Source organism: Exiguobacterium sp. s63 (assembly GCF_018617335.1).
Lineage (GTDB): Bacteria > Bacillota > Bacilli > Exiguobacteriales > Exiguobacteriaceae > Exiguobacterium.
On the sequence record NZ_JACSKB010000001.1, the window covers coordinates 1,173,852 to 1,199,096 of the forward strand.

At 49.6% G+C, this 25,245-nt stretch carries 26 protein-coding genes and 2 other annotated features; of the genes, 11 read left to right on the forward strand and 15 right to left on the reverse strand.

Annotated features, from left to right (window positions below):
* Positions 1 to 59 precede the first annotated feature (59 nt).
* From KNO90_RS05895 to KNO90_RS05910, 4 genes are read left to right on the forward strand one after another with little or no spacing between them, the layout of a single operon-like run.
* Positions 60 to 1,214, forward strand: coding sequence for a 2,3-diketo-5-methylthiopentyl-1-phosphate enolase (locus KNO90_RS05895; RefSeq protein WP_215113211.1), 1,155 nt, complete (start codon positions 60 to 62; stop codon positions 1,212 to 1,214).
* Positions 1,211 to 1,861 carry a 2-hydroxy-3-keto-5-methylthiopentenyl-1-phosphate phosphatase gene (locus tag KNO90_RS05900; protein ID WP_215113212.1) on the forward strand — a complete coding sequence of 217 codons (651 nt, stop codon included), beginning with the start codon at positions 1,211 to 1,213 and terminating at the stop codon, positions 1,859 to 1,861. The genes KNO90_RS05895 and KNO90_RS05900 overlap by 4 nt, the downstream gene beginning before the upstream one ends.
* A complete protein-coding gene (locus tag KNO90_RS05905; protein ID WP_215113213.1) occupies positions 1,858 to 2,475 on the forward strand; it encodes a methylthioribulose 1-phosphate dehydratase in 618 nt (205 codons plus the stop codon). Before KNO90_RS05900 ends, KNO90_RS05905 begins: the two co-directional genes overlap by 4 nt.
* A gap of 13 nt (positions 2,476 to 2,488) precedes the next feature.
* On the forward strand, positions 2,489 to 3,022 hold the full coding sequence (locus KNO90_RS05910; protein ID WP_214742198.1) for a cupin domain-containing protein: 534 nt from the start codon (positions 2,489 to 2,491) through the stop codon (positions 3,020 to 3,022).
* Positions 3,023 to 3,057: 35 nt separating this feature from the next.
* Here KNO90_RS05910 and KNO90_RS05915 read toward each other — a convergent pair whose 3' ends face one another.
* Positions 3,058 to 3,888, reverse strand: a complete 831-nt coding sequence (locus tag KNO90_RS05915) for a TerC family protein (protein ID WP_214742199.1) — start codon at positions 3,886 to 3,888, stop codon at positions 3,058 to 3,060.
* Between the two features lie 255 nt (positions 3,889 to 4,143).
* On the opposite strand from KNO90_RS05915, the gene folE2 reads away from it, so the two are divergent.
* A complete protein-coding gene (gene folE2, locus KNO90_RS05920) occupies positions 4,144 to 5,055 on the forward strand; it encodes a GTP cyclohydrolase FolE2 (RefSeq protein ID WP_215113214.1) in 912 nt (303 codons plus the stop codon).
* Positions 5,056 to 5,093: 38 nt separating this feature from the next.
* Here the strand turns inward: folE2 and KNO90_RS05925 are convergent, their stop codons facing one another.
* From KNO90_RS05925 to pta, 3 genes are all read right to left on the reverse strand, one after another.
* On the reverse strand, positions 5,094 to 5,258 hold the full coding sequence (locus KNO90_RS05925; RefSeq protein WP_012727488.1) for a hypothetical protein: 165 nt from the start codon (positions 5,256 to 5,258) through the stop codon (positions 5,094 to 5,096).
* Complete coding sequence (locus tag KNO90_RS05930; protein WP_214742200.1) at positions 5,258 to 5,557, reverse strand: rhodanese-like domain-containing protein; 300 nt, start codon at positions 5,555 to 5,557, stop codon at positions 5,258 to 5,260. The genes KNO90_RS05925 and KNO90_RS05930 overlap by 1 nt, the downstream gene beginning before the upstream one ends.
* 101 nt (positions 5,558 to 5,658) lie before the next feature.
* Positions 5,659 to 6,648, reverse strand: a complete 990-nt coding sequence (gene pta, locus KNO90_RS05935) for a phosphate acetyltransferase (protein ID WP_214742201.1) — start codon at positions 6,646 to 6,648, stop codon at positions 5,659 to 5,661.
* A gap of 338 nt (positions 6,649 to 6,986) precedes the next feature.
* Here pta and hemQ point away from each other — a divergent pair, with 338 nt between their 5' ends.
* Together hemQ and KNO90_RS05945 are read left to right on the forward strand one after the other, a co-directional pair.
* Positions 6,987 to 7,763 carry a hydrogen peroxide-dependent heme synthase gene (gene hemQ, locus KNO90_RS05940; RefSeq protein ID WP_214742202.1) on the forward strand — a complete coding sequence of 259 codons (777 nt, stop codon included), beginning with the start codon at positions 6,987 to 6,989 and terminating at the stop codon, positions 7,761 to 7,763.
* Between the two features lie 75 nt (positions 7,764 to 7,838).
* Entirely contained in the window at positions 7,839 to 7,985 is a 147-nt protein-coding gene (locus tag KNO90_RS05945) for a hypothetical protein (protein WP_012727492.1), read from the forward strand.
* Positions 7,986 to 7,988: 3 nt separating this feature from the next.
* Here the strand turns inward: KNO90_RS05945 and KNO90_RS05950 are convergent, their stop codons facing one another.
* Positions 7,989 to 8,927 (reverse strand): ATP-grasp domain-containing protein, encoded by a 939-nt coding sequence (locus KNO90_RS05950; RefSeq protein WP_215113215.1) that lies wholly within the window; start codon positions 8,925 to 8,927, stop codon positions 7,989 to 7,991.
* A gap of 153 nt (positions 8,928 to 9,080) precedes the next feature.
* Here KNO90_RS05950 and KNO90_RS05955 point away from each other — a divergent pair, with 153 nt between their 5' ends.
* Positions 9,081 to 10,571 (forward strand): potassium/proton antiporter, encoded by a 1,491-nt coding sequence (locus KNO90_RS05955; RefSeq protein ID WP_215113216.1) that lies wholly within the window; start codon positions 9,081 to 9,083, stop codon positions 10,569 to 10,571.
* Positions 10,572 to 10,607: 36 nt separating this feature from the next.
* Here KNO90_RS05955 and trpA read toward each other — a convergent pair whose 3' ends face one another.
* The 5 genes from trpA to trpD are packed head-to-tail and all read right to left on the reverse strand — an operon-like array spanning position 10,608 to position 14,833.
* Positions 10,608 to 11,375: a tryptophan synthase subunit alpha gene (trpA, locus tag KNO90_RS05960; RefSeq protein WP_214742205.1), complete on the reverse strand. Its 768-nt coding sequence runs from the start codon at positions 11,373 to 11,375 to the stop codon at positions 10,608 to 10,610.
* Entirely contained in the window at positions 11,372 to 12,559 is a 1,188-nt protein-coding gene (gene trpB / locus KNO90_RS05965) for a tryptophan synthase subunit beta (protein ID WP_041917953.1), read from the reverse strand. Before trpB ends, trpA begins: the two co-directional genes overlap by 4 nt.
* The gene (locus tag KNO90_RS05970; protein ID WP_215113217.1) at positions 12,556 to 13,110 is read right to left on the reverse strand and encodes a phosphoribosylanthranilate isomerase; all 555 of its coding nucleotides are present in this window, start codon (positions 13,108 to 13,110) and stop codon (positions 12,556 to 12,558) included. Before KNO90_RS05970 ends, trpB begins: the two co-directional genes overlap by 4 nt.
* Positions 13,086 to 13,847, reverse strand: coding sequence for an indole-3-glycerol phosphate synthase TrpC (gene trpC, locus KNO90_RS05975; protein ID WP_215113218.1), 762 nt, complete (start codon positions 13,845 to 13,847; stop codon positions 13,086 to 13,088). Before trpC ends, KNO90_RS05970 begins: the two co-directional genes overlap by 25 nt.
* Complete coding sequence (trpD, locus tag KNO90_RS05980) at positions 13,844 to 14,833, reverse strand: anthranilate phosphoribosyltransferase (RefSeq protein WP_215113219.1); 990 nt, start codon at positions 14,831 to 14,833, stop codon at positions 13,844 to 13,846. The genes trpC and trpD overlap by 4 nt, the downstream gene beginning before the upstream one ends.
* Before the next feature lie 55 nt (positions 14,834 to 14,888).
* Positions 14,889 to 15,116: a binding site (T-box leader), on the reverse strand.
* Between the two features lie 48 nt (positions 15,117 to 15,164).
* Positions 15,165 to 15,393: a binding site (T-box leader), on the reverse strand.
* A gap of 242 nt (positions 15,394 to 15,635) precedes the next feature.
* Here trpD and KNO90_RS05985 point away from each other — a divergent pair.
* Entirely contained in the window at positions 15,636 to 16,949 is a 1,314-nt protein-coding gene (locus tag KNO90_RS05985) for an amino acid permease (protein ID WP_251127384.1), read from the forward strand.
* An 86-nt stretch (positions 16,950 to 17,035) separates the two neighbouring features.
* Here KNO90_RS05985 and KNO90_RS05990 read toward each other — a convergent pair whose 3' ends face one another.
* From KNO90_RS05990 to KNO90_RS06000, 3 genes are all read right to left on the reverse strand, one after another.
* Complete coding sequence (locus KNO90_RS05990) at positions 17,036 to 18,526, reverse strand: murein hydrolase activator EnvC family protein (RefSeq protein ID WP_214742210.1); 1,491 nt, start codon at positions 18,524 to 18,526, stop codon at positions 17,036 to 17,038.
* A gap of 418 nt (positions 18,527 to 18,944) precedes the next feature.
* Entirely contained in the window at positions 18,945 to 19,310 is a 366-nt protein-coding gene (locus tag KNO90_RS05995) for a DUF423 domain-containing protein (protein ID WP_214742211.1), read from the reverse strand.
* 12 nt (positions 19,311 to 19,322) lie between these two features.
* On the reverse strand, positions 19,323 to 19,928 hold the full coding sequence (locus KNO90_RS06000; RefSeq protein ID WP_012727503.1) for a trimeric intracellular cation channel family protein: 606 nt from the start codon (positions 19,926 to 19,928) through the stop codon (positions 19,323 to 19,325).
* A gap of 93 nt (positions 19,929 to 20,021) precedes the next feature.
* Between KNO90_RS06000 and KNO90_RS06005 the strand changes: the two genes are divergently transcribed.
* Positions 20,022 to 21,659 carry an ABC1 kinase family protein gene (locus KNO90_RS06005; RefSeq protein ID WP_214742212.1) on the forward strand — a complete coding sequence of 546 codons (1,638 nt, stop codon included), beginning with the start codon at positions 20,022 to 20,024 and terminating at the stop codon, positions 21,657 to 21,659.
* On the opposite strand, the gene KNO90_RS06010 is transcribed toward KNO90_RS06005, so the two are convergent.
* Entirely contained in the window at positions 21,598 to 23,181 is a 1,584-nt protein-coding gene (locus KNO90_RS06010; protein ID WP_214742213.1) for a GNAT family N-acetyltransferase, read from the reverse strand. The two genes, KNO90_RS06005 and KNO90_RS06010, sit on opposite strands and share 62 nt — an antisense overlap.
* The gene (locus tag KNO90_RS06015) at positions 23,150 to 23,689 is read right to left on the reverse strand and encodes a glycerol-3-phosphate acyltransferase (protein WP_214742214.1); all 540 of its coding nucleotides are present in this window, start codon (positions 23,687 to 23,689) and stop codon (positions 23,150 to 23,152) included. The genes KNO90_RS06010 and KNO90_RS06015 overlap by 32 nt, the downstream gene beginning before the upstream one ends.
* Before the next feature lie 92 nt (positions 23,690 to 23,781).
* Here KNO90_RS06015 and KNO90_RS06020 point away from each other — a divergent pair, with 92 nt between their 5' ends.
* Positions 23,782 to 25,194 (forward strand): NAD-dependent succinate-semialdehyde dehydrogenase, encoded by a 1,413-nt coding sequence (locus KNO90_RS06020; RefSeq protein ID WP_214742215.1) that lies wholly within the window; start codon positions 23,782 to 23,784, stop codon positions 25,192 to 25,194.
* The last annotated feature ends 51 nt before the right edge of the window (positions 25,195 to 25,245 follow it).

Genomic DNA, 25,245 nt, shown 5'->3' on the forward strand with positions numbered 1-25,245 from the left:
CGAATGACCTCTTGCCTTGGCATGAGGTCATTTTTTGTTTGACCTGAAAGGAGGAACTTATGGGAATCATCGCTACTTATGAAATCAAACATACCGATCACGTCGAGCGCGTGGCTGAGAAGATTGCACATGAGCTGACCGTCGGGACATGGACCGAATTGAACCATTTCGAGCAGCATCAACTACAGGCGTTCCGCGGTGAGGTCATCTCAACGTCCCAACAGGAAACGACGAGTCGCTTTTCGATTCGCTACCCGCTACATAACGTGACACCGGACTTTTCGTCCATTCTGACGACGACATTCGGTAAGCTCTCCCTCGACCCGAGTGTTCAACTCGTCGACCTATCGCTTCCAGAGGAACTCGTCCCGGACTTTCCGGGTGCCGCATTCGGTGTTGAAGGTGTTCGCGACATCCTTCGTGTACACGATCGACCGCTCGCCATGAGCATCTTCAAAGGCGTCATCGGGCGTGACCTTGATTTTTTGGCGACACAACTTCGTGACCAGTTTACAGGTGGCATCGATCTCGTGAAAGACGATGAGATTTTATATGACAATCCGCTCACCCCATCGCTCGAACGGGCTCGGATTGGAGCATCGATCATTCAAGAACATAAAGAATTGACGGATCGTTCCGTTCTATACGCTGTCACGTTGAGCGGACCCGTTTTCACCTTACGCGATCAGGCAAAACGTTTGATCGAGGCAGGCGCGACCGCATTGTTGTTCAACGTGTATACGTACGGGCTTGACGCGTTACGAGAGCTCGCCAAAGACCCTGAGATTCACGTCCCGATTTTGGCACATCCTGCTTTTGCCGGAGCATTGACCGGATCGATTCGTCATTCCCTCCTCTTCGGGAAACTGATTCGACTCGCCGGGGCCGACTTGACACTCTTCCCGTCGCCATACGGTTCGCTGTCGACACCGAAAGACGAAACACAACAGATTCAGACATATGCGACTGAACCCCATTGGACAAAACCAATTCTGACGGTCCCATCTGCCGGGATTCACCCAGGACTCGTCCCGGACTTGATTCGAGACTTCGGAACGGATGTCGTCATCAATGCCGGCGGTGGGATTCACGGACACCCGGACGGTGCGGCTGCCGGTGCGAGGGCATTCCGCCAAGCAATCGATCAGGCAATCGGTAAGACGAGCGAGACCGATGCGTTATCGACTGCGTTAGATGCGTGGGGTGCGCGATGAGTACGCACGTCATCTGTGACTTCGACGGAACCATCACGGAAGAAGATAACATCATCGCGTTGATGCGACAATTCGCCCCACCTGAATGGGTCGAACTCAAAGATGGTGTGTTGAACCAAACGCTCTCCATTCGAGAAGGCGTCGGTCAGATGTTCAGCTTGCTCTCGAGTGACCAAGAAGAACAGTATCGTGACTTTCTGCAGTCGACCATCACGCTTCGACCAGGGTTTGTCGAGTTTTTGCAAGAGATCCAGTCGCACGGCTTTCGATTTGATGTCGTCAGTGGGGGCATGGACTTTTTCGTCCATCCGATTCTAGAAGGTCATGTCGAACCGGAACACATCCACTGCAATCACGTTGATTTTTCAGGAGAGACAGCGCGCGTCACGTGGCCTCATTTATGCGATGTTCATTGCTCGAACGATTGCGGATGTTGCAAACCGACGATCGCCCGACAGATTGTCGCACCTACCGACACGTTGATCGTTATTGGGGATTCTGTCACCGATTTTGAAATCGCCAAACGTGCCGACGTTGTGTATGCGCGCGGTCAACTGATTTCACTTTGCGAGGCGGAAGGAATTCACTATGTTCCGTTCGAGACATTCCATGACATCTCAGCTCATATGAAAGGAGTGAACGTATGACCGTACAAGAACGATGGGTAGAACTCGCCGACATTAAAGACGAGCTCGCCGCACGAGACTGGTTCCCTGGGACGAGTGGCAACCTGGCGATTCGCGTATCGGACGACCCGTTGACGTTCCTCGTGACGGCAAGCGGTCGTGATAAACGAAAGCGTACCAATGAAGACTTCGTCCTCGTCGATGCGACCGGTCAATTGATTGGAGAACAGTCAGGCAAACCGTCCGCGGAAACGTTGCTACACGTCGAAATCTTTAACAACACGTATGCAACCTGTTCGCTTCACGTGCATACGGTCGACAATAACGTCATCTCGGAACTGTATGCAGCAAAAGGTCACGTGACGTTCACAGGTCAAGAAATCATCAAGGCGCTCGGTTATTGGGAAGAGACGGCAAGTGTCCGGATCCCCATTATCGAAAATCACGCGGATATCCCGATGCTCGCCCGTGCGTTCGCGCCACATGTCACAGGCGATGCTGGTGCTGTTCTCATCCGGAACCACGGGATCACCGTTTGGGGCGAAACGTCCGCTGCGGCAAAACGTTATTTAGAAGCATATGAATTTTTGTTTAGCTATTCATTAAAATTACGCGCCTTAGGCGTCCATTCATAAGGAGGAATTCAACATGGCAACGATTTATTTTCAACAAACCGAAGAACGCGTCAGCGACCAACAAGAGGTACGTGACTTTTTAGAATCACGAGACATCCTTTACGAAGCATGGGACATCACGAAATTACCGGTTTCCCTTCAGGAAAACTATCAACTGTCAGACGAGGACAAAGAAGCCATTTTGTCGACGTTCCGTGACGAGATTCAAGATGTATCGGCGCGACGCGGCTACAAGACAGCTGATGTCATCTCGCTATCCGACGCGACACCGAACTTAGATGAACTGCTCGTCAACTTCCAAAAAGAACATCACCACACAGATGACGAAGTTCGTTTCATCGTCAGTGGTCACGGCATTTTTGCCATTGACGATGCTGAACGTGGATACTTCAATATCGAGCTCAATCCGGGTGATCTTATCTCGGTGCCGGTCAACACACGTCATTACTTCACGTTGCAAGAAGACCGTCAAGTTGTTGCTGTTCGTATTTTTGTGACGACCGAGGGCTGGGTGCCGATTTACGAAAAAGAAAATGTGCAGGCATAAAAAAAGGTCTCTCGCTTAAAACGAGAGACCTTTTTTTACTGTTTGACCGCTGTCGGTTTCGATGAGAACCAGCCCCATGTCGCAATTCCGACCATGACTGACCAGAAGAAAATCGTCCAAGCTGTCGAGTGGACGAATCCGTCTGGGAGTCCCATGAATTCGAACGGTGTACCGGCAATCAATTCCTTGAAACCTGGGTGTTCAAGTACGAGGACCGTCAACTTGACCCCGACCCAACCGACGATGATGAAAGCAGCCGTTTCGAGGGATGGGCGTTGATGGAGCAACTTGACAAAAATACGGGCGGCGAATCGCATCAAGACGACCCCGATGAGTCCTCCCGTCAAAACGACGAAGAACTGACCTGAGTCAATCCCACCGATTTCTCCGAGACCAAGCGGTTTGACACTCACAGCGAGCGCGACTGCTGCCAAGATTGAGTCGACCGCAAAGGCGATGTCCGCAAATTCGACTTTTGCGACAGTGAGCCAAAATTCTTTCTTCGACACCGGCTTTTCAGTGACAGCCGTCTCTTCTTTCGCTTCAGCCGCCAAGTCTTGCTTCGGTTCTTGGCCACGTGCCTTATACGTCATATACAAGTGTCGACCACTCATTCCAATCAGATAAAGTGCACCGATCGCTTGAACTTGCCATACGTTGATTAAGAACGAGATTAAGAACAATGCGATAAATCGGAAGACGAACGCCCCGAGGAGCCCATAAAATAATGCTTTTTTCTGCTCTGTACGCGGTAAGTGTTTGACCATGACGGCCAAGACGAGCGCGTTGTCTGCAGATAACAAGCCTTCTAAACCGACAAGCACGACGATGATCCAGGCGTACTGCAGGATTAACTGCCAATCCATAAAAACCTCTCCTTTTGTCTTTCGATTCCTACATATTTAATAGTGATCTATTTTTTAAGTTCACAGGACCATTTTATTCCCGTTTCGGAAGTAAATCAATCCTCTTTCTTTCATATATGAATGAATTCGTGACCTTCACACATTCAAAACATGTTATGAGAGCAAAATCATACCCGTTCAGTCATCATTTCGTGATAAAATCCTAACAAGAACGAGTGGTCCTTTGAACCGCTCTAAAAAAAGGAGAATCCGATTATGTCTACAAGCCATGTCGCTTTACCTACTAAAGCAGAACGACATAAATTGTTCGGGTCGGTCCCACCGATTAAAGGAACAAAGCCGACCGAGAAAGAACAAATGGTCGATTTACAAAATACACCGAAAAACTTCTTGTTCGCTCTCGACAGTGTTGGGATCTCGAACGTGAAGCACCCTGTGAACGTCGAAACGCCAGAAGGAGTTCAGTCGACGGTTGCCACATTCGAATTGACGACATCGCTCGTTCAAGATCGTAAAGGAATCAACATGTCTCGTTTGACAGAGCAGCTCGACGCGTACCATCAACAAGGATGGACAGTATCGAACCGTTCGTTAATCGAATTCGCACAGGAGCTCGCCGAGCGTATGGAACAAACAGAAGGTCAATTGACAATCCGTTACCCATGGTTCTTCACGCGTAAAGCACCTGCGACAGGTCTTAGCGGTTTGATGAACGCGGATGTCATGCATCGTGTGACGTACAACCTTGAAACGGGCGTCGCAAACGTGACGGTCGGTCTCGTCATCAACGTTACGACACTTTGCCCATGCTCAAAAGAAATCAGTGAATACAGTGCCCATAACCAACGTGGGTACATCACGATTGAAGCCGGACTTGATGAAACGTCAATGGACGGGTTCGATTGGCGTGCAGCCCTTCTCGATGCAGCGGAGTCAAACGCCTCAGCACCACTTCACCCTGTCCTCAAACGTCCGGATGAGAAACGTGCGACTGAAATCGCATACGAAAACCCACGTTTCGTCGAGGACATGGTCCGCTTGATCGCGGCTGACTTGTACGAGATGAAACAAGTCGTGAACTTCTTCGTCGAATGCCGTAACGAAGAGTCGATTCACCAACACGATGCCATCGCATCGATCACATTCGATAAGCGCCAAAACGCATAAAAAATGCGGAACCTCTGTTAAAGAAGGTTCCGCATTTTTTATAGACTTGTCACGAGTTCAATCGTCAATAAGATGATGATGAGCATCACCCACACTGCCCAGACGAGTCGCCACTTCTCCCAGTCAAATCGCTTCATCACCGCGTAGACAGTGAGATAAAGCGCAATGAGAAGCGGTACGACGACCCAAGGATTCTCTAGCATCACGCCTCGATGTCGCCGTCCCAAGCGAGCATTCCGCCGTCGACATTGACGACTTTGTAGCCTTGCGATTCTAAGTAATCACAAGCCGTCTGGCTCCGTCCACCTGAGCGACAGATGACGTGATACACATTGTCTTGTGCCAACTTTTCTGTCACTTGTGGGAATTCCGATAATGGGTAGAGTGGTACGTTCGGGATATGCCCTGACTCATATTCATCTTGTTCGCGCACATCGATGATATGGAGAGACTCCCCATTCTCTAACTTTTCTCGTAATTCTGTCGCATGAATGCTTTGCATACATAGTTCCCCTTTCGATTATAGACTCCTCTTTTAGTTTACCTCAGTCCACCTTTAAAAAAACAAAAAAAGCACCCTTCTATAAGAAGGATGCTCCGGACTTACGCTTCGTTGCGCTCGTCGATTGCTTGTGCTGCTGTGATGAGCGTCAATTTGTAGACGTCCTCTTCGTTACAGCCGCGTGATAAGTCGTTCACTGGTTTGTTGAGACCTTGAAGGATTGGGCCGATCGCTTCGAATCCACCGAAACGTTGAACCATCTTGTAGCCAATGTTCCCTGCTTCAAGACTTGGGAAGACGAATACGTTCGCCTTACCAGCAACGTCAGAACCCGGTGCTTTCTTCGCCGCTACGCTAGGGACGAATGCCGCATCGAATTGAAGTTCTCCGTCGATTGGAAGGTTCGGTGATTTCTCTTTCGCAAGGCGTGTCGCTTCCACGACCTTCTCTGTTTCCGGTGACTTCGCAGAACCTTTCGTCGAGAAGCTAAGAAGCGCGACTTGTGGGTCGATGCCGAACGTCTTCGCTGTCGCTGCCGACAAGAACGCGTTCTCTGCTAAGTCCGCTGCATCCGGTGCGATGTTGATCGCACAGTCCGAGAAGACGTATTGCTCGTCGTCACGTACCATGATGAACACACCTGACGTCTTTTTGATGCCTGGTTGCATTTTGATGATTTGTAGTGCCGGACGTACCGTATCAGCCGTCGCGTGCATCGCGCCTGAGACAAGACCTTCTGCTTTGCCTGTGTGAACGAGCATTGTTCCGAAGTAGTTCACGTCTGATGTAAGGAGTTCGCGTGCTTGTTCAGCCGTCGCTTTCCCTTTACGACGCTCGACGAATGATTCGACGAGAACGTCGATGTCTTCGTATGTCGCTGGGTCATATTGTGTCAAACCTGAGATGTCGAAACCGTGTTTCGCCGCAACCGCTTCGAGATCTGCTCTCGCACCGACGACGATCGGTTCTACCATACCGTCTGCTTTCAATCGAACAGCGGCTCCAAGAACACGCTCATCGATACCTTCCGGGAAGACGATGGTCGGACGAACCGGGCTAACTTTTTGCTTCAACGTTTCAAATAATTTCATAACGAATGAACCCCTTTTCTCAATTTACAGCATGACTGCTAATGGTTTTGCCGTTGACTTGTGTCTTTACGCGATTTCAATTATACACAGTACCCTTTTCAAAATAAACTATTCTGCCCATTTCGCCATAAATCGCTTAGAATCAATCATTATATGAATAGAACAGTTTCGACAAATCGACTGATACAGCCATTTTTGTAGCCGTTTTCATGTTTCTGTCCTCTGTTCTTTACCCGTCATGAATCGTGATAACCCTCACAGTGCCTCAAAGTTGCCAGTCAGTGAAGCGTGTATGGTAAAATAGACGGCGAAGCCAAGTCCCGAAAGGAGATTTTTTTATGTCAGAACGTCCAGTACCTACAACAGATACACAACATGCCGCCGCCACATTAGACGGATGGTATTCACTCCATGATTTCCGTACGATTGATTGGGCTCGTTTGAAACTCGTTGATGCTGAAAAACGTCAACAGATGATTGACGAGTTCACAGCGTTCCTCGCTTCTCTTGAAGAAGTGGAAGCAAAAGGTGAAGGAAGCCACGCCTTCTACTCGATTCTCGGCCAGAAGGCGGACCTCGTCTTGATGGTCCTTCGCCCGACATTCAACGAACTTGAAGACGTCGAGCGCGCATTCCGCAAAACAGCGCTATACGACTATATGATTCCGTCGTATTCATACGTGTCGGTCATCGAGCTCGGGATGTATCGCGGATCTGGAGACGGGGACCCGTATCAAAACCCTCATATCCGTTCACGCCTCTATCCGACACTTCCAAAGGCCGCACACATCTGTTTCTATCCGATGAGCAAGGCTCGTCGCGACGGCGACAACTGGTACATGTTGTCGATGGATGAACGTAAGGACCTCATGTATCGCCACAGCATGATCGGCCGTAGTTACGCCGGTAAGATTCAGCAGTTCATCGGTGGGTCGACTGGATTCGACGCATGGGAATGGGGCGTCACACTCTTCGCTGAAGATTCACTTCAGTTCAAGAAAATCGTTTACGAGATGCGTTTTGATGAAGTGAGTGCGAAATACGGTGAGTTCGGCGACTTCTACGTTGGGAACATCTTACCGAAAGAAAATTTGAGCACATTCTTTAGCGTGTAAAAGGTTTACGCGTATAACACCTCGGGAATTAAGGATGATGTAAGCAAGTAATCTTAATTAACGAGGTGAACAACGATGCGCGTGTTTAAAGAAACCGATCGTGACACTGCGGAACGTTTAGATTCGTTCATCGAACGAATGGCACCGACAGCAGAATTAGTCCAACATCGATTTGAAGAGCAACTCAAACATACACAGCAAAAGGGTCAGGCGAGCGCCTGACCCTTATTTTGTCGTGGTGACGTGAAGTGCGTCGCCTAAGAAAGTAGCCAATTCAAGCATTCCGTAGCATCCCGCTTTCGCTTCAGCATCGGAATTATAATTTGTATTCGTATTGACGTCGTAGGCGTAGACGTTGCCGTCTCGGTCTCGAATGATCTCAATCCCCGCAATATCAATCGCATTTGCTTTCAGGAATCGTTCGAGCTGTGGAATGATTGGGTCATCGAATCCTTCGACGATTTCGAACTTCGCCGGTGGCGTCTCACCGACCGGGCAGAACTGATCTTCAATCGAGCAGGCATCGGCCGGGCAGAGCTCGAATCCTTCCGACGTATCGACACGGACCGCATACAGGAACTTTCCGCCGATAAATTCACAGCGGGTAATATACGGTTCCGGGGCTTCGATATACTGTTGAATGAGCGTGATGCCGTCAATCGAGTCTTCGAATGAGGGACCATATACATATTCTTTGAGTCCTTCAATCGTATGGAACAATTGGACCCCAAGTCCTTTCCCTGCTCGATTATGTTTCGTGATGAATGGTGTCAAGCCTAGCTTCTCAGCCGCTTCGATGATTTGTGCTTTACCGACCGCCGCAATCGTCTTCGGTACACGAATCCCTTCACGGCGAAGCGCTGTATATTGATTGACCTTGCTCACTTCGAGGCGAATCGCGCGCGTGCCGTTAAATACAGTCCGGTCGTTCGCTTCTAACCAAGCGAGGACACCTTCCGTCAATTCAGGGGCGTAGCGATGTCCGCGTGTGTGCGAAGAGGCACTCATCCGATTATAAAAGACACCTTCCGGGGGCGTGGCTTCGAGGTCAATCGTCCCTTGGTCCAAGTGCCATAATTCATATGGCAAGTTCAACTCTTCTAAACGATGAACAAGGTGGTTCGTCCATTCTTCGTTTTCATGAATGACGTGAATTTTAGACATCATCATTCCTCCTTCTATGATGTGTTTACTTTACCATATCCATAACCGACAATTCCAATGTGTATGGTTTGCCTAATCCTCAATTCTGAAATATCAGACGATTTCATGGTACAATGAACCTAAGAGTATTGTTTTGGAAAGGAAGTGTTGTGTTTGCCCGTACCTGTTATAAGTACTGATGTACTCATATTACTCTTCGGTCTACTTCTCGTAGCCGGTGTCATGGCGACGCGAATCTCAACTCGATTCGGCTTACCCGCCTTGATTTTATTTATGGGAATCGGCATGATCATGGGAAGTGACATTACCGGTCTCATCTTCTTTGACGACTCGAATTTAGCGCAGTTGATTGGAGTCGCTGCCTTGATTGTCATTTTGTTTGAAGGGGGTCTTCAAACAAAATGGTCATCGATTCGGAGTGTGCTCGCACCAGCCGCCTCACTTGCGACATTCGGAGTTTTGATTACGACGACCGTTGTCGCTGTGGCCGTTCGTTTCGTATTTGGTTTCGATTGGATTGAATCTTTCTTATTCGGTGCGATTATCGGTTCGACCGACGCAGCGGCCGTCTTTGCCGCATTTAAAGGAAAGAATATCTCACCGAAAGTCGGTGCGACTCTCGAAGCCGAGTCCGGCACGAACGACCCGATGGCGATGTTTTTGACGATTCTCGCTCTCGACTTCATGATGAAGCCGGATACGACTATCTGGGACGGGATTTGGATGTTTGTCCTTCAAATCGTTGTCGGAGCATTAATCGGATTCATCCTTGGACAACTGTCTCGCCTCATGTTGAATCACTTGAGACTTGATTCGAGCGGATTGCATGCCGTCCTCATGATTTCTATGGCGTTCCTCACGTATGGTGTCACAGCTTACTTATTGGGAAGCGGATTACTCGCCGTCTATATCGCTGCCATGATTGTCGGAAATGCGGACACGGCGCATGAAGTGACGATTGTCCAATTCTCAGAAGCGCTCGCATGGATTATGCAGATCATCATGTTCGTTATCCTTGGGTTACTCGTCTTCCCTCGTCAACTCATCGAGCCGGACTTGATTTGGAAAGGACTACTTATCTCATTCGTCCTCATGTTCCTGGCACGTCCGATCGCCGTCTATTTATCGACACTGGGCATGGCATTTACGAGAAAAGAAAAGTTGTTCATCTCATGGGCTGGTCTAAAAGGCGCCGTGCCGATTGTCCTTGCGACATTCCCGCTTATTGCCGGTACCGAAAATAGCCAACTGTTATTCAATGCCGTCTTTTTCGTCGTCGTGACGAGCGCCCTGATTCAAGGGACGACGTTGACGCCACTTGCCGAGAAGTTAGGGTTGCTCGGTCCGGATAAAATCCGTTCCCCATACACAATCGCCCTCGTCTCAAGCAAACAGTCTCAACATAAGCTCGTTCCTTATGCGGTCACAGCTAGCTCATCCATGATCGGAAAGACGCTCGCGGACATCACACTCCCACCAAACACTGTCGTGAACGCCATCGTCCGAAACGAATACTTGATTCCACCGAATGGACAGACATCCATCGAAGAAGGCGACCTTTTATATGTGCTCGCTTCGATGTATCGTCATGATCAACTCGACCAAAAATTTGGTGAAGACGGCCTCGACCGAGTGGAGTTATAGGCAAAAAAACAGCGCTTCGTGTGAAGCGCTGTTTTTTTATATATGCACTTGTTTTGCTGATTGAATCAACGTCTGAACGTCATCTGTTCGTCCTTCATGAAGTGCCTCGACGATAAAGCTCCCGACGACGACACCATCACATGCCTGCCCGAGCGTCCGCACTTGCTCCGGACGATGGACTCCGAATCCTGCTAAGACGGGAACACGTGACTGCTCAGTCAATCGAGTTAAGTAGGCGAGAAGCTCGTCCGGGAATACATCCGCTTTCCCGGTCGTTCCTTTGAGCGTGACCGCATACACGAATCCTTCTGCTTTTTCTAAGATGGACGTTGTCCGCGCCTCACTGCTCGTCAACGTGACGAGCGGAATGACGGCGACGTCATGCCGATTAACATCTGCGAATAACTGGAGACTCTCCTCAAACGGAAGGTCAGGAATAATGACCCCGCTCACCCCACATTCGTTCGCCCGATCAAAGAACGGTTGGACCCCGAACCGAAACACTGGATTCAAGTAGGTCATCAAGACGATTGGAACGTTAAATTGATCATTTCCTTCTATTAAATGGTTCAATACCATTTCAAGCGTCACACCTGCTTCAAGCGCGCGCATTCCTGCCGCCTCAATAATCGGTCCATCCGCTACCGGATCAGAGAAGGGGATCCCGAGTTCAATCGCCGTCGCACCCATCCGCTCTAGTTCCACGATGGTCGGGATGAGCCGGTCCATCCCGCCGTCACCGGCCATGATATACGGAACGAACGCCGCTCCTTCTCGCTGTCGAATCGCTGTCTCTAGTTTCATCGTGTCGCCACCTTCTCTCGGATTGTATGGACGTCTTTGTCTCCGCGCCCTGATAAACAAATCACCAGTGTATCGTTTTCTCCCATCGTCTTCGCGAGCGTCTCTGCGTAAGCAAGGGCGTGTGAAGACTCTAAGGCAGGAATGATTCCTTCTTGTCGGCTGAGGGCGAGACAAGCATCGAGTGCCTCGTCATCCGTGACGGCCGCATAGCGCACCCGCTCAATGTCTTTCAAGAAACTGTGCTCTGGTCCTACCCCTGGATAATCGAGTCCAGCTGAAATGGAATGGGCTTCCTCGATTTGACCCGCTGCGTCTTGCAGGACATACATGAGCGACCCATGTAAGACACCGACTTCCCCTTTTGTGAGGGTTGCTGCGTGTTTATCCGTATCGATGCCACTTCCTGCCGCTTCGACACCGTAGAGCGCGACCGACTCATCGTTCAAAAATGGATAGAACATGCCCATGGCGTTGCTCCCTCCGCCGACACAAGCGACAACGGCGTCCGGGAGCCGTCCCGTCTGTTCAAGGATTTGCCGACGCGTCTCTGTCCCGATCACACTTTGGAAGTCACGCACCATCTGTGGGAACGGATGTGGTCCGAGAACAGAACCCATCACATAATGTGTATCGTCGACATGTTTGACCCAGTAACGGAGCGCTTCATTGACGGCATCTTTTAGTGTACGACTGCCTGATTTAACGGGTACGACTTTCGCTCCAAGAAGCTCCATCCGAAAGACGTTCAACGCTTGGCGCTCGACGTCGACCTCACCCATGAAGATGGTACATTCTAAATCGAGTAACGCACATACCGTTGCCGTCGCGACACCGTGCTGCCCCGCCCCTGTCTCCGCAACGACTTTTTGTTTCCCCATCCGTTTCGCCAGGAGCGCCTGCCCGATCGTATTGTTGATTTTATGGGCACCTGTATGGTTCAAGTCTTCTCGTTTCAAATAGACGTTCGTCCCGAGGCGACGACTTAGGTTCGACGCATAATAAAGTGGTGTCTCACGTCCCACGTATTCACGTAATAAGGAAGAGAACCGTTCTTGAAACTCAGGATCTTGCTTCGCTTCTTCGTAAGCGACCTCTAATTCTTCGACCGCCTGCATGAGCGTCTCCGGAATATACTTCCCACCATATTGTCCAAACTTCCCGTTCACTGGTTGTGCATACATCATAGTTCCTCCTTGGCGCGTTGAATGAACGCACGAATTTTTTTGATATCTTTCACACCGTCCGTCTCGACACCGCTCGAGACGTCGACGCCGTCTGGTTGAATCATTTGAATCGCTTGTCTCACATTATCTGGGGATAGCCCACCCGCTAGCCAAAACGGACGTTTCGACCGGTCGATTGCGGCCCAGTCTAATACCTGCCCACTTCCCGGGGTCGGATGATCCATCAATCGTACATCTGCCGTCTCCTCGGTCGACGCATCGATAATCGGTAACCCGAAGATGCGAAGTTGTTCCATTGATTGCGTTCGATGGTGAATTTGTAAATCCGTCAGTCCTACGTCCAGCGCTTGCTCGATGTCTTCCATTGAAGGACTTAAAAACACACCAACGATGCGAACCGATTGTGGGATATGTGCGGCTAATCTCTTCGCAGTCGTCACGTCGATTTGTCGAGAACTCGGGGCGAATACGAACCCGATGGCATCCGCTCCCGCCTCGACCGCCGCCTCAACAGCTTCCTCTGTTTTTAGTCCACAGATTTTAACGAACATGTTTTCAACTCCTCGAGTAACCGGGTCGGGTCCTCTTCACGCATGAGTGCTTCTCCAACGAGAATGGCGCTTGCCCCAGCTTCTTGTAAACGTGCAGCCGCCTCGACCGTACTGACCCCGCTCTCGCTGACGAATGTGACGTCGGGGTAGCGTTTCATCAAATCGATCGATGTTTCGAGAGATACCTCGAACGTTTTTAAGTCTCTGTTATTGATGCCGATCAACACGTCATCAAGTTCGAGCGCGATGCCTAACTCTGCCTCGTCATGTACTTCGACTAAGACGTCGAGGCCGATGGAGCGAGCGTATCGCGTCAACTCATGGAGACGTGTCGGATGGAGTGCCGCCACGATGAGGAGCGCCACACTCGCACCGTAATGCTTTGCATAGTCGAGTTGTCGTTCATCGATGATGAAATCTTTACAGAGCACCGGGATGGTGACGACATCGGCGACATGTCGCAAATCGTCAAACGAACCGTTGAAATACGTCGTGTCTGTCAGAACGGAAATCATCGTCGCACCAGCTTTTTCATATTGACGTGCCCGTTCGGCGACGTCGACCGTTTCCCGAATCATTCCTTTCGAGGGGGACGACCGTTTGATCTCTGAAATGATATGGAATCCCTCGCTCATCACATGTAAGAGAGAGATTGGCTTCGTCACGGGGACATCGACGGGCTGCATGTCACTCACTTCTTCCATTTTTGTTCCGATGATTTTTGTTAAATAACTCATGCTTCGACCTCCGTACGTTGTAAGTTTTGTAACACGCGTAATGCGTGCCCTTCATCGATGCTTCGTTTTGCCTCTTTCACTCCTGCACGAAGCGTTGCGGTCGTGCCATACGTGCAAAGGGCAAGTGCTGCGTTCAGTAAAACAACATCTCGTGCCGGACCTGTTTCTCCGTTCAATACGGCGACGAGGGTTGCGGCGTTCTCTTCTGGTGTTCCTCCACGCAGCGCTTCGAGGGGCGCCCGCATCAAGCCGACATCTCGTGGGTCGACCGCGTAACGCGCTGTCTGTTCCCCATCAAAGAAATATACGTCATTCACACCGGCGAGGCTCGCTTCATCGAGTCCACCTGCACCATGGACGACCATGCCGCGCTCCACGCCGAGATGACGCATCGCGGTCGCCATCTTCTCGAGCAATGATGGATGATAGACACCGACAAGTTGTCGTTTCGGGCGAAGTGGATTCGTTAACGGTCCGATTTGGTTGAAGATGGTCGCCGTCGCGAGTCGTTTCCGGACCGGCATGACGTGCTTCATAATCGGATGGACATGCTGGGCGAAGAGGAAACTCAAGTTCGTACGTTTCAAGTCAGCATGTACTTCCGCTGCCGTCTTCACAATCGGAACGTTCAGTGCCTCTAGGACGTCCGCGCTCCCGGATCTACTCGAGACGCTTCGATTTCCGTGCTTGGCGACTGGAATGCCAAGACCTGCTAGGACAAAGGCGACGGTCGAACTGATGTTGAACGTATGCGCCCCGTCGCCGCCGGTACCACAAACATCGAGTACGGGTAAATCACTCTGGGGGAACTGTGCCGCTTCACGAATGTATGCCGCGAGTCCTGCCATCTCTTCTGCTGTCTCACCGCGCTCTTTCATCGCCAAAAGCACTCGTTCGATTTGCGCTTCATCCGCTTGGAACATCTCGCTCGCTGCCACTTTCATCTCTGCTGTTGATAATGCGTTTGTCTCCAATTGTTGAATCATCGTCGGTTCCCCCTCTAAAAATGTGTATAAAAAAACTCCACACGACAGTCGTCGTATGGAGGACGGTTCAAGACCGCGGTGCCACCTCTCGTTGATTCCAAAGAATCCACTCTCCGATGCAATCACATCGTATCCCGATAACGGGGGAAACCGTCACGGCCTACTCTCTTCAGCCATGCTCTCATGAGCCCATTCACGCGGACGCCTCGGTCAGGATCTCACCATCCCTGACTCTCTGGACGAAACGTCTTCTCGCGCTACTCTTCTCAATCCTCGATTTATATTGTTGAAACGAAAAAGGGGTCACCCGTCTCCTCATAGCCTGCGCTATAAGAAGGACGAGTAACCCCGTGGTGCCACCTTCGTTGGTTCCAAAGAACCCACTTCACGGACAATCATCCGCTTCCCCGTGATAACGGTGGGTAACCCGCTAAAGCCTACTCAAAGTTCGGTTTAGAGCTCAGAAGTCCATTCGCGACGTCCCATATACTGATTCGCACCAACCATCAGCTCTCTGTCATACAGGATTCGTCGTTACTTCTCTTCGTCGACGCCTTTATTCGTTTCAGTTAAGTTAATTCGTACTATACAGGGCAGATGAATCCATGTCAAATAAAAAAATTATAAAAACTTTGCCTCTATATGTGCATCCAAAAATGAGAAACCTTCATCGATTTTTCGAATTGACATTGTTTTTTTTCGTCTGCTATAGTCGTCCACAACAACATTTCACTCAGCTAAAGGAGAATCGATTTTGGAAACAAATAAACTAAAGCGCGAGCTGTCCACCCGGCAACTTACGATGATTTCCCTCGGGAGCGCCATCGGAACCGGGCTGTTCCTCGGAAGCGGTCTCGCGATTCAAACCGCTGGCCCGAGCGTGCTCGTCAGCTATGCCATCGGGGCGTTCATCGTCCTCTTACTCATGGGTGCTCTCGCCGAAATGACGGTCGCCCATCCAACATCCGGATCATTCGGAACGATTGCCGAGCGATACGTTCATCCACTCGCCGGTTTTCTCGTCCGTTACTCTTACTGGGTCGCGAACGTACTGGCTGTAGGGGTTGAAGTCAGTGCCATCGCCATCTACATGCGCTACTGGTTCCCAGATGTGAACGGGTTCGTTTGGGTCGCCCTCTTCGGTGGACTACTCATTTACGTCAACGCCCGTCACGTTCACACGTTCGGAACGACCGAATACTGGTTATCCTTCATCAAAGTAACTGCCATCATCCTATTCATCGTCCTCGGTGCCGCCACATTGTTCGGCGAACCAGGATCACCGATTGAGTCCATCACGACAGGAAACGAAGGCTTCTTCGCGTTCGGCTTTTACGGAATGTGGGTGACGATTTTCATCTCCCTCTTCAGTTTCCTTGGAACCGAGCTCGTCGCTGTCACAGCCGGTGAAGCGAAAGACCCGGACCAGGCTGTACCACGTGCTTTACGTGCGACAGTGTTCCGTCTAACGTTCTTCTATGTCATCACGCTCGCAATTATGCTCATGCTCATCCCATGGCAGCAAGCAGGGATTGACCAAAGTCCGTTCGTACTCGTCATGGAACAGTTCGATGTCCCGTTCGCGGCAGGCATCCTCAACTTTGTAATTTTAATCGCTGCCTTGTCGGCTATGAACGCACAGCTCTATGCATCGACACGCATGATGTACTCACTCGCGGAAGCCGGTGATGCACCGAAAGCGTTCAAAAAAATTAGCAAAAACGGTATCCCGACGTTCGCGTTACTCGTCTCAACGGGAGGGATCGTCCTTGCCGCGCTCCTACAAGTATTCATGGAGTCGTCGTATCCATTCTTGATGGGAATCTCGATGTTCGGAGCCATTTTCACATGGTTCATGGTGTTTGTCTCCCACTTGTTCTTCCGTAAGAAATGGACTGGACGAAAACTTCCCGTTCGCATGATGGGCTATCCGTTCCTCCCATTACTCGGAGCAGTATTACTCCTCAGTCTGATGATCACAACCTGGTTCACAGATTTCAACATCTTGTTGAAGTTCGGCGTACCATGGTTGATTGGATTGACCATCATCTATTACGTACGAGAACAATTGCGTAATAAACAAGGTCGCTCACAAAATATTGAAAAAGCCAATTAAGTCTTCTCCCTCCGTCATGATACGGAGGGTTTTTTTATGCAAAAAGAGTTCCTTTCGCAATCGAAAGGAACTCGCAATTTAAGGCATCAGAAGAACTGACGGGGGTTGACGGTGCTTCCTGCGCTCGTTGCCGAGTACGAGTAGCCACCTTTGTGGATTTCAAAGTGTAAGTGTGGACCTGACGAATTACCAGTACTTCCCAACGTCCCGATATTCGATCCTTGGGTCACACGTTGCCCTGAACTGACAGATACTGATGTCATATGTGCATATACCGTTGTCCAAACTTGACCGTTGATGACGTGGGCGATCATGACGTGATTCCCATATGCCCCGCCCCAGCCTGCACGAATGACCGTACCTGTAGCTGCTGCATGAATCGGTGTACCAACAGGTCCTGCGATATCTAAGCCGTTGTGGAACGAGTATCCGTAAGCGCCGCTCGCTGGTCCCCAGCCTTGTGAGTATCGACCTGAAGCCGGTTGAATAAACATCGAGCTAGACGGAGCTGGCGTAGATGTCGTTGGTGCCGGCGGTGGAGTCGGCTCAGGTTTAGGGGCTGGCGCCGGTGCCGGTTTTGGTGCAGGTGTCGACGTCTTGTTTGAAGATGACGAAGACGTGGTATTAGTCTTATTGTCTTGTTTTTGTTGTGCTGCTTGACGAGCCGCTTCTGCTTTTCGTTCAGCTTCGGCCTGACGTGCTGCTTCCGCTTGTCGTGCAGCTTCTGCTTGACGCGCTTCTTCCGCTTTACGTGCCGCCTCTTGACGAGCTGCTTCTTCCGCACGTCGACGGGCTTCCTCTTCTTCACGACGTTGCGCTTCGATTTCAGCGGCAATCGCCTGTTCTTGCGCCTCTAACGTCGCTTCAATCTCTTGAAGGTCGAAGATTTGCGATTCGAACTTGATATTTTTTTCTTCAAGTTCTTTAATACGTTTTTCGCGTTGTTTCATTTTCTTTTCAAGCTCGGCTTGACGAATTTCGAGTGCTTTTTGTTGTTCGAGCAGCGAGGCACGCTCTGCTTTCAAGTCGGCCTGTGCTTTTTTCAACGACCGTTGTGTCGCTTCATAGTCGTCAAACAATTCTTGGTCACTCCGTTGAATCGTTCCAGCTGTGATCATGCGTGTGACGAGGTCTGAAAGATTTTTCGACCCAAAGATAAACTCGGCCCAGTTGATTGAACTACCACCATTTTTTTGCATCGTGGCCATCCGTTCTTTCATCATTTCTTCTTGGGCTTTCATTTTCTCTTGGTAGTCTTTAATATCAGCTTCCAAATCCTCGATTTTCATTTCAGTGCGTTTGATTTCTTGGCGCTTCATAGCGACATCGTTGATGATGTCCTGTAACTGCGCGTCCATTTTATTGACCTCTGCCTGAACTTTCGAAATCTCTTCTTTGTTCACTTCGATTTTTGATGAAGTATCAGCTTGGTCTTTCTTCACGTTATTTCGTTTTTCTTGCACTTTTTGTTGTTGTTCTTGTTTTTCTTTAATTGACGTCGATGCATCCGCAACTGTATGTGTGCTGATCAGCATCACACCTAGCGTCAGCGTCGAGACTGTGCGTTTCCAATTCATGAATGAGGTACATCCTTTCTAAAATAACAACCCTGGGTACCAGCGGAACTACATATTTTAAGCCGTTTCAGTATGTAACAAAAACGATCGATCCGTTGAGTTTCAACACGACTAATTATATCTAACTGTTAGATATTTTCCTGTTAAAGTTATATTTCAATTTTATTACGCACAAACAATAGCCTCGCTAACGAATACGCACCACTTATTATGCATCAATATCTTTTTCAACTTCCCTTTTTGACATCTTTCTGTAATGTTTTATGTAAATAGAGAATGCTTTACCCTATTTTCAAATAATAAATATAGGAAGTATACATCCAATTTCCAATTGATGGGATGGCTCATCATAAAAAAATCCATGCCTCGCTTCATGTGAACATGAGCAAGACATGGACGTTACATACATATGCTATTTTTATAGTTTCGTTGCACCAACGATGACAAAAATCCAGGCGGCGATGAATAAAACGCCACCAATTGGTGTCACAGCTCCCAGTTTCGTGATTCCCGTCAATGCCATGACATATAAACTTCCCGAGAAAAAGAGAATCCCAGCAAACATGAGCCAACCGGCCACGTTAAACTGGCTGATGCTCACACGCATGAGCAATGACGCGATCCCGATGATTCCGAGCGCATGAATCATGTGATAGAGCACACCAGTCTGCCAGTTCGCTAACATATTCGGTGATAGTCTCTCTTTTAACGCATGCGCACCGAATGCACCGAGTGCCACGCCGAGTGCCATTAATCCGGCACCGATCATTAATAAGATTTTCATTTGTCTTCCCCCTTATCTGACTTTTCGTGCTGGTAAATTCCACTTCCGATAGTAGGATATCACTCGAAGTGTCGCGACGACAATTAAAAGCGCATAGACGGCAAGGCCACCTTCGAGCTTGAAGTAGTACGTAATGACCGCAATGAGAATCGCCCAAATCGCATACACCTCAGACTGTAAGACGAGCGGCTTACGTCCGGCTAGTAAGTCACGGACGACCCCACCGCCGACCCCAGTCAGGACAGCCGCTGCAATCGCAGCGGATAAAGGTAAATCAAGCTTGATGGCGACCTGCGCTCCTTGGAAGGCGAAAGCGACGAGACCAATCGCATCGACAATCACGCCCCAGCGCTCCCAATGTGGCAAGACGACACTTGGTAGCAGGAAGATGAGGAGTGCGACAAGAAAACATAAAATAAATAAATCATTCTGTTGCCAAATCAAACTGACGGGGTTTCCTAATAGAACGTTTCGAATGGCGCCACCACCAAATGCAGTAATAAACGCGAGCAGCCAAACCCCAAAAATATCGTATTTTTCATCCATCGCAATGATGGCTCCGCTCGCCGCGAACGCAATCGTTCCGACGACGTTGAGCAATTCCCACTCCATGAACATCCCTTGCCCTTTCTTCAACGCATTGTATGGTAAAGTATAGTTACAAAAATTCAGGTCAGTCGAGCGACTGTCGTAAAGGATGTCGGTATTACTATGAAACGTATCGCTTTGTTCCGCATATGGATTATCGTCACCATGTTCGCCCGATTCATCATCCGGCTGTACGCCTTTTCACGCAAACAACAACAAGGTGTCGCCACGACCGAAGAATATGAAGCGCTCATGCTCAAGCTCGCGCGCGAGTATAAACGAAACGCACTACGGCTTGAGGGTCTATTGATCAAACTCGGTCAATTCCTATCCATTCGTGCAGACTTACTGCCACCGGCCGTCTTAAACGAGTTATCCGAGCTCGTCGACCGTGTCCCGACATCCGGTTGGGATAAGTCACGTGCGATTCTTGAAGCGGAATGGGGTGTCCCATACACTCAAGTCGTCAAAGACGTCGGCATCGATGCCGTCGCATCCGCTTCAATCGGTGAAGTATACGGTGCTACACTTCTCGAAAACGGTAAGCGGGTCGCCATCAAAATCCAGCGCCCGAATATCGAAAAAATCATCCGAACCGACTTCCGAGCCATGCGGATTGTCACGTCGATGTTGAAGCGGACATCCCTCGCAAAATCAACCGACTTAGATAGCTTATATCGCCAAATGATTTTTGTCATCGGGGATGAACTAAATTTTCAAACCGAATTAAAAAACGCCTTATATTTCAAAGCCAAATACGCCGACAATCCAGATGTTTATATCCCGGATTATCATGAGCATCTCTGCACAAATCGCGTCTTGACGATGGATTGGGTCGATGCACGCCGTATTACCGATCTCGCCTTTTTGAAAGAAAATGACATTGACCGTTCCGCCCTAGCAGAACGTCTGTTCACACTCGCCGCCGAACAACTTTTGTTCGGTGGACAGTTCCATGCCGATCCGCACCCGGGTAACGTTCAGATTCGGGCAGACGGCACCATCATTTTGCTCGACTTTGGCATGGTCGGTCAGACGACCTCACAAGATATGGCGACAATTCGAAATATCCTACAGGCGTTCATCTCGCTCGACTATGACAGCATCGTCGACGGATTAGAAGATTTACGTTTTCTCTTACCAACGGCGAACAAACAAAACATTCGCCAAGCGTTGGAGAAGGCCGTCACGTTTTATTTAGAAACCGATATCGACACCGTCGATACGAAATTGATCGAGAAGGTGTTACAAGACATTCAGTTACTCGTCAAAAACGAACCAATTCAATTACCCGCAGAGTTTGCCTTCTTTGGTCGGGCCGCCTCGACTTTACTTGGAATTCTACAAATTCTCGATCCGAAAATTGACCTATTTACACTCGGGAAACCGATTGTCATCGACTGGCTTGAGGAAGATGGAACGACCTTACAAAATCGTTACGTAAAGACAGGGATCAATTATGCGAAAAAGTTATTGAACGTCCCACCCCTTCTCGACAATTATTTAAAAGAACCGACACGAAAACGCCTGTCGGAGCAAGCGATGTTCCAGCGAAACATGGAATCAAAAGAACTCTTGCACCGTCAGACGTTCAATGCCATCGTCATTTTACTTGGTTTACTTGTCGGTCTACTCGGCTACATCCGACCAGATGAATGGCTCTTTTGGTCAGGTGGTGTCGTCTCCGTTTTGGCTTATTTCAATTGGAGACGCCTCGGACGAAAGATTCGTCATTTGGCACGCCAAGACTTTCGAGTGTAAGCGAACCGTCACTTTCAGAAGTGGCGGTTTTTTGTTGAATCCACTGTGCGATGTAAGCCCCAGCGTCTCGCATCATGCGAGTCGTCGTCCAACCCATGGTCGATACTTGAATGACGTTCGCCCGCTTTAGATAGTCACTTTCATATTGCACGAGATAGCCTTGATACGACAATTGTTTCCCCAGCGCGATGGAGGATTGGGTAGAGGGAATCGGAATGGTCAGGATACCCGGTGACTGGGCAGGACTGAGCTCAATGTGTAAGCCGTTCTCATGAAGCGAATCGACTAGGACGAGCAGCTTCTCTTCATGCGACGCGACCTCTTCTTCCGTCAGTTCGTCTAATGCGACCGCCATCGCCGAAAGGAGCGGTTCTGACTGCGTAAAGGCGATTGGTTGATAAAGTGACAAGTCAAGATAGCGTGGCACGTTTCGCATCGCTTCTGCCCGATGCTTCATGGCGACGAATGCGAGACCCGGTGCGTTCCGCAACGCCTTTCCTGAAGAAAAGGTCACGTAGTTCGCGAATCCATAGTCATAGGCAAACGTCCCAACGGCACTAATCGCGTCAATGGCAACGATGCCTTGCCATGTCTGAAGTGGTTCAAGATCGATTAAAACCCCATGTGAGGTCTCACAATGAACGGTCCATACCCAATCCGGCGCAATGCATTCGAATTGAGTTCGATCCCACCTTCCATCTCCGTCTACTGTAATGACATCAAAAGCGAGACCCGCACGCCGGGCATGGTCAATCAGGCGTTCTCCAAACTCGCCCGCATTGAGAATGACACCTTGTCCAACCAACTGAACGGCAACCGCATCATTGGCGACCGTCCCGCTTCCAAGAAGCGTATAGACGTAAGGGAGTCCGATTATTCCCGTGAGTTTTTGTTGCACCGCTTCAAGCATTCGCTTCGTTTCATTTGAACGATGAGGGCGCGGTTGCCTCGAGAGTCGCATTCGTACACGTTCTGAGCATTCAACGGGACCTGCGAGTAAACTTTTCGAACGAAGGGTCGACGCTGATTGGGATTTGTAAAAGGCAGTCCTCGTTAACATCATCGGGACATATCTCGCTTCTTCAGGACCAATCGGATCAGCAAACGGCACAAATCCAAACCGATGGTAAAGTACTTGTTCACGTGTCGTTCCACTGATGACGATGCCATCAACCTCACGTTCTGTCGCATCGTCGATGACCGCACGCATCAGTCCGGCAAATGTCCGATTGCGCCGATATGCTTTCTTCACAGCAAGAAGACGTATCTCGAGCCATTCCCCTTCAGGAATACGCACTCCCTTTTGCTCCAATGAAAACGGCCGTTCCCCTCGTAACGCACACATGGCAATCACTTCACCGTCCGCTTCCCCAATCCAATATGTATTCTCTTCATGAAACTTGTCGACGAGTCGTCGCTCCGGATTCGGTGGATGTTGCGGGATCTCTTCAACGAATGTCTCGTAATTCAACCGATGAATGGCGTCAAAATCAGACGCCACGGCTTTTCTGTATACGATCATGGTTTCCCTCCTTCACATGATGATAGACGATCACGATAGCAATCAGCATAGCCCATATGACATTCTCAACATGTCCAAGCGCAGCAAGCGGAAGTAAGATCAGCATCACTAGTCCCGTCTCACGAGAGTTACCTGTTACTTTGATGAAGAGCAACAAGACAACAAGACCACCGATAAACCACCATGGGTCATATGCCCATATGATTCCAGAAAAAACGGCATATCCCTTCCCACCTGCACGGATTCGCCAAAACGGATAAATATGCCCGAGTGTGAGCGCGAGTGCCGTCTGCCAAAAATACGGTCCGCTCATCTGTAGGACGAGAATCGTCTTGAGCACGTCGAATCCATATACGATGAGAAACGCCTTCACGCCACCGATGCGATGCGCATTGCGCGCACCGGTATTCTTCGAACCAGATGTCGCTAAATCATGTCCACTTAGCACCCCATACAGCCTACCCCCAAGCAGACTCCCGACGAGATAGCCAATGATGATGATCCACATAATATCCCCTCATTTTTTGGAAATTTGTGTGCGTTTCAGAAAAACGGGTATCCTCTAATTAACTGTGCACTTTTTGGAAAGGGGAAATCAAGATGCGAGAAGAGAAAAACTTCATTAACGGGGAATGGACAGAAACCGGACAGACAATCGAGGTACGCAATCCGGCCACGGGTAACGTGATGGCCGTCGTGACCAAAAGTGATACCGCCGAAGCGACACAAGCTGTCGATGCCGCGCACGAGGCGTTACAAGAATGGCAACAAAAGACAGCAGAAGAACGAGGCGAACTACTCAATGAATGGAATCGTTTGATTACAGAACATACGGAAGAACTCGCACGGACGATGGTAGAGGAACAAGGCAAGCCACTGAAAGAAGCAATTGGCGAAATCAACTATGCGAACGGATTCATCGACTGGTATGCGGCTGAAGGACGTCGCGTATACGGGGAGACAATCCCTGCTTCATCAAATCAAAAACGAATCTTTGCCATCAAGCAACCGGTTGGCGTCATCGCAGCCATCACACCTTGGAACTTCCCGGCTGCCATGATTACACGAAAAGTCGCGCCTGCGCTTGCTGCAGGTTGTACAGTCGTTATGAAACCTGCATCAGCGACACCGTTGACTGCCATCGAACTAGTTAAATTAGCGGAGAAAGCCGGATTCCCAAAAGGGGTCATCAACCTTGTCACAGGACAGGCATCAGATATCGTCAAAGCATGGCAACAAGATAAACGCGTCCGCAAATTGACGTTCACAGGATCAACGGAAGTCGGGAAAATGCTGATGCGCGATGCTGCGGATACGATGAAAAAGATTTCGCTCGAACTCGGTGGACACGCTCCGCTCATCGTCACGGCGAAGGCGGACTTAGACAAGGCCGTTCCACAAGCGGTCGCCACGAAGTTCCGTAACGGTGGACAGACATGCGTCTGCGCAAACCGAATTTATGTCGAACGTGCCGTCGTCGATGAATTCTCGGAACGTTTCATCAAAGAGGTCGAAGCGTTGAAAGTTGGGAACGGACTAGAGGAAGGCGTCGATATCGGTCCACTCATCGATGACGATGCACTCAGTAAAGTCGAAAAGCATATTGAAGACGCTCAGATTCGTGGCGGTGAAGTGTACGGTGGTGAGGTGCTAGACGGCTTATTCATCCGGCCTGCCGTCATTCGTTATGCGAATGAAGACATGCTCTGTATGAACGAAGAAACGTTCGGACCTGTCGCGCCGATTGCGACGTTCGATTCACTCGACGAAGTGATCAAACGAGCGAACAATACACCGTTCGGCTTAGCCGCTTACCTGTTCACGCAAGACATCAATGAAGCCGTCTATTTAGCGGAGTCATTAGAATATGGAATCGTCGGTGTGAATGATGGCCTTCCGTCAACTCCACAAGCGCCGTTCGGTGGATGGAAAGAGAGCGGACTCGGCCGGGAAGGTGGTCATCACGGCATCGAAGAATTTTTAGAGGTCAAATACATCTCACTCGGGTTGTAAGTGTAGGCATACAAAAAGGCTTGTCGACATTGTTATGCGACAAGCCCTTTT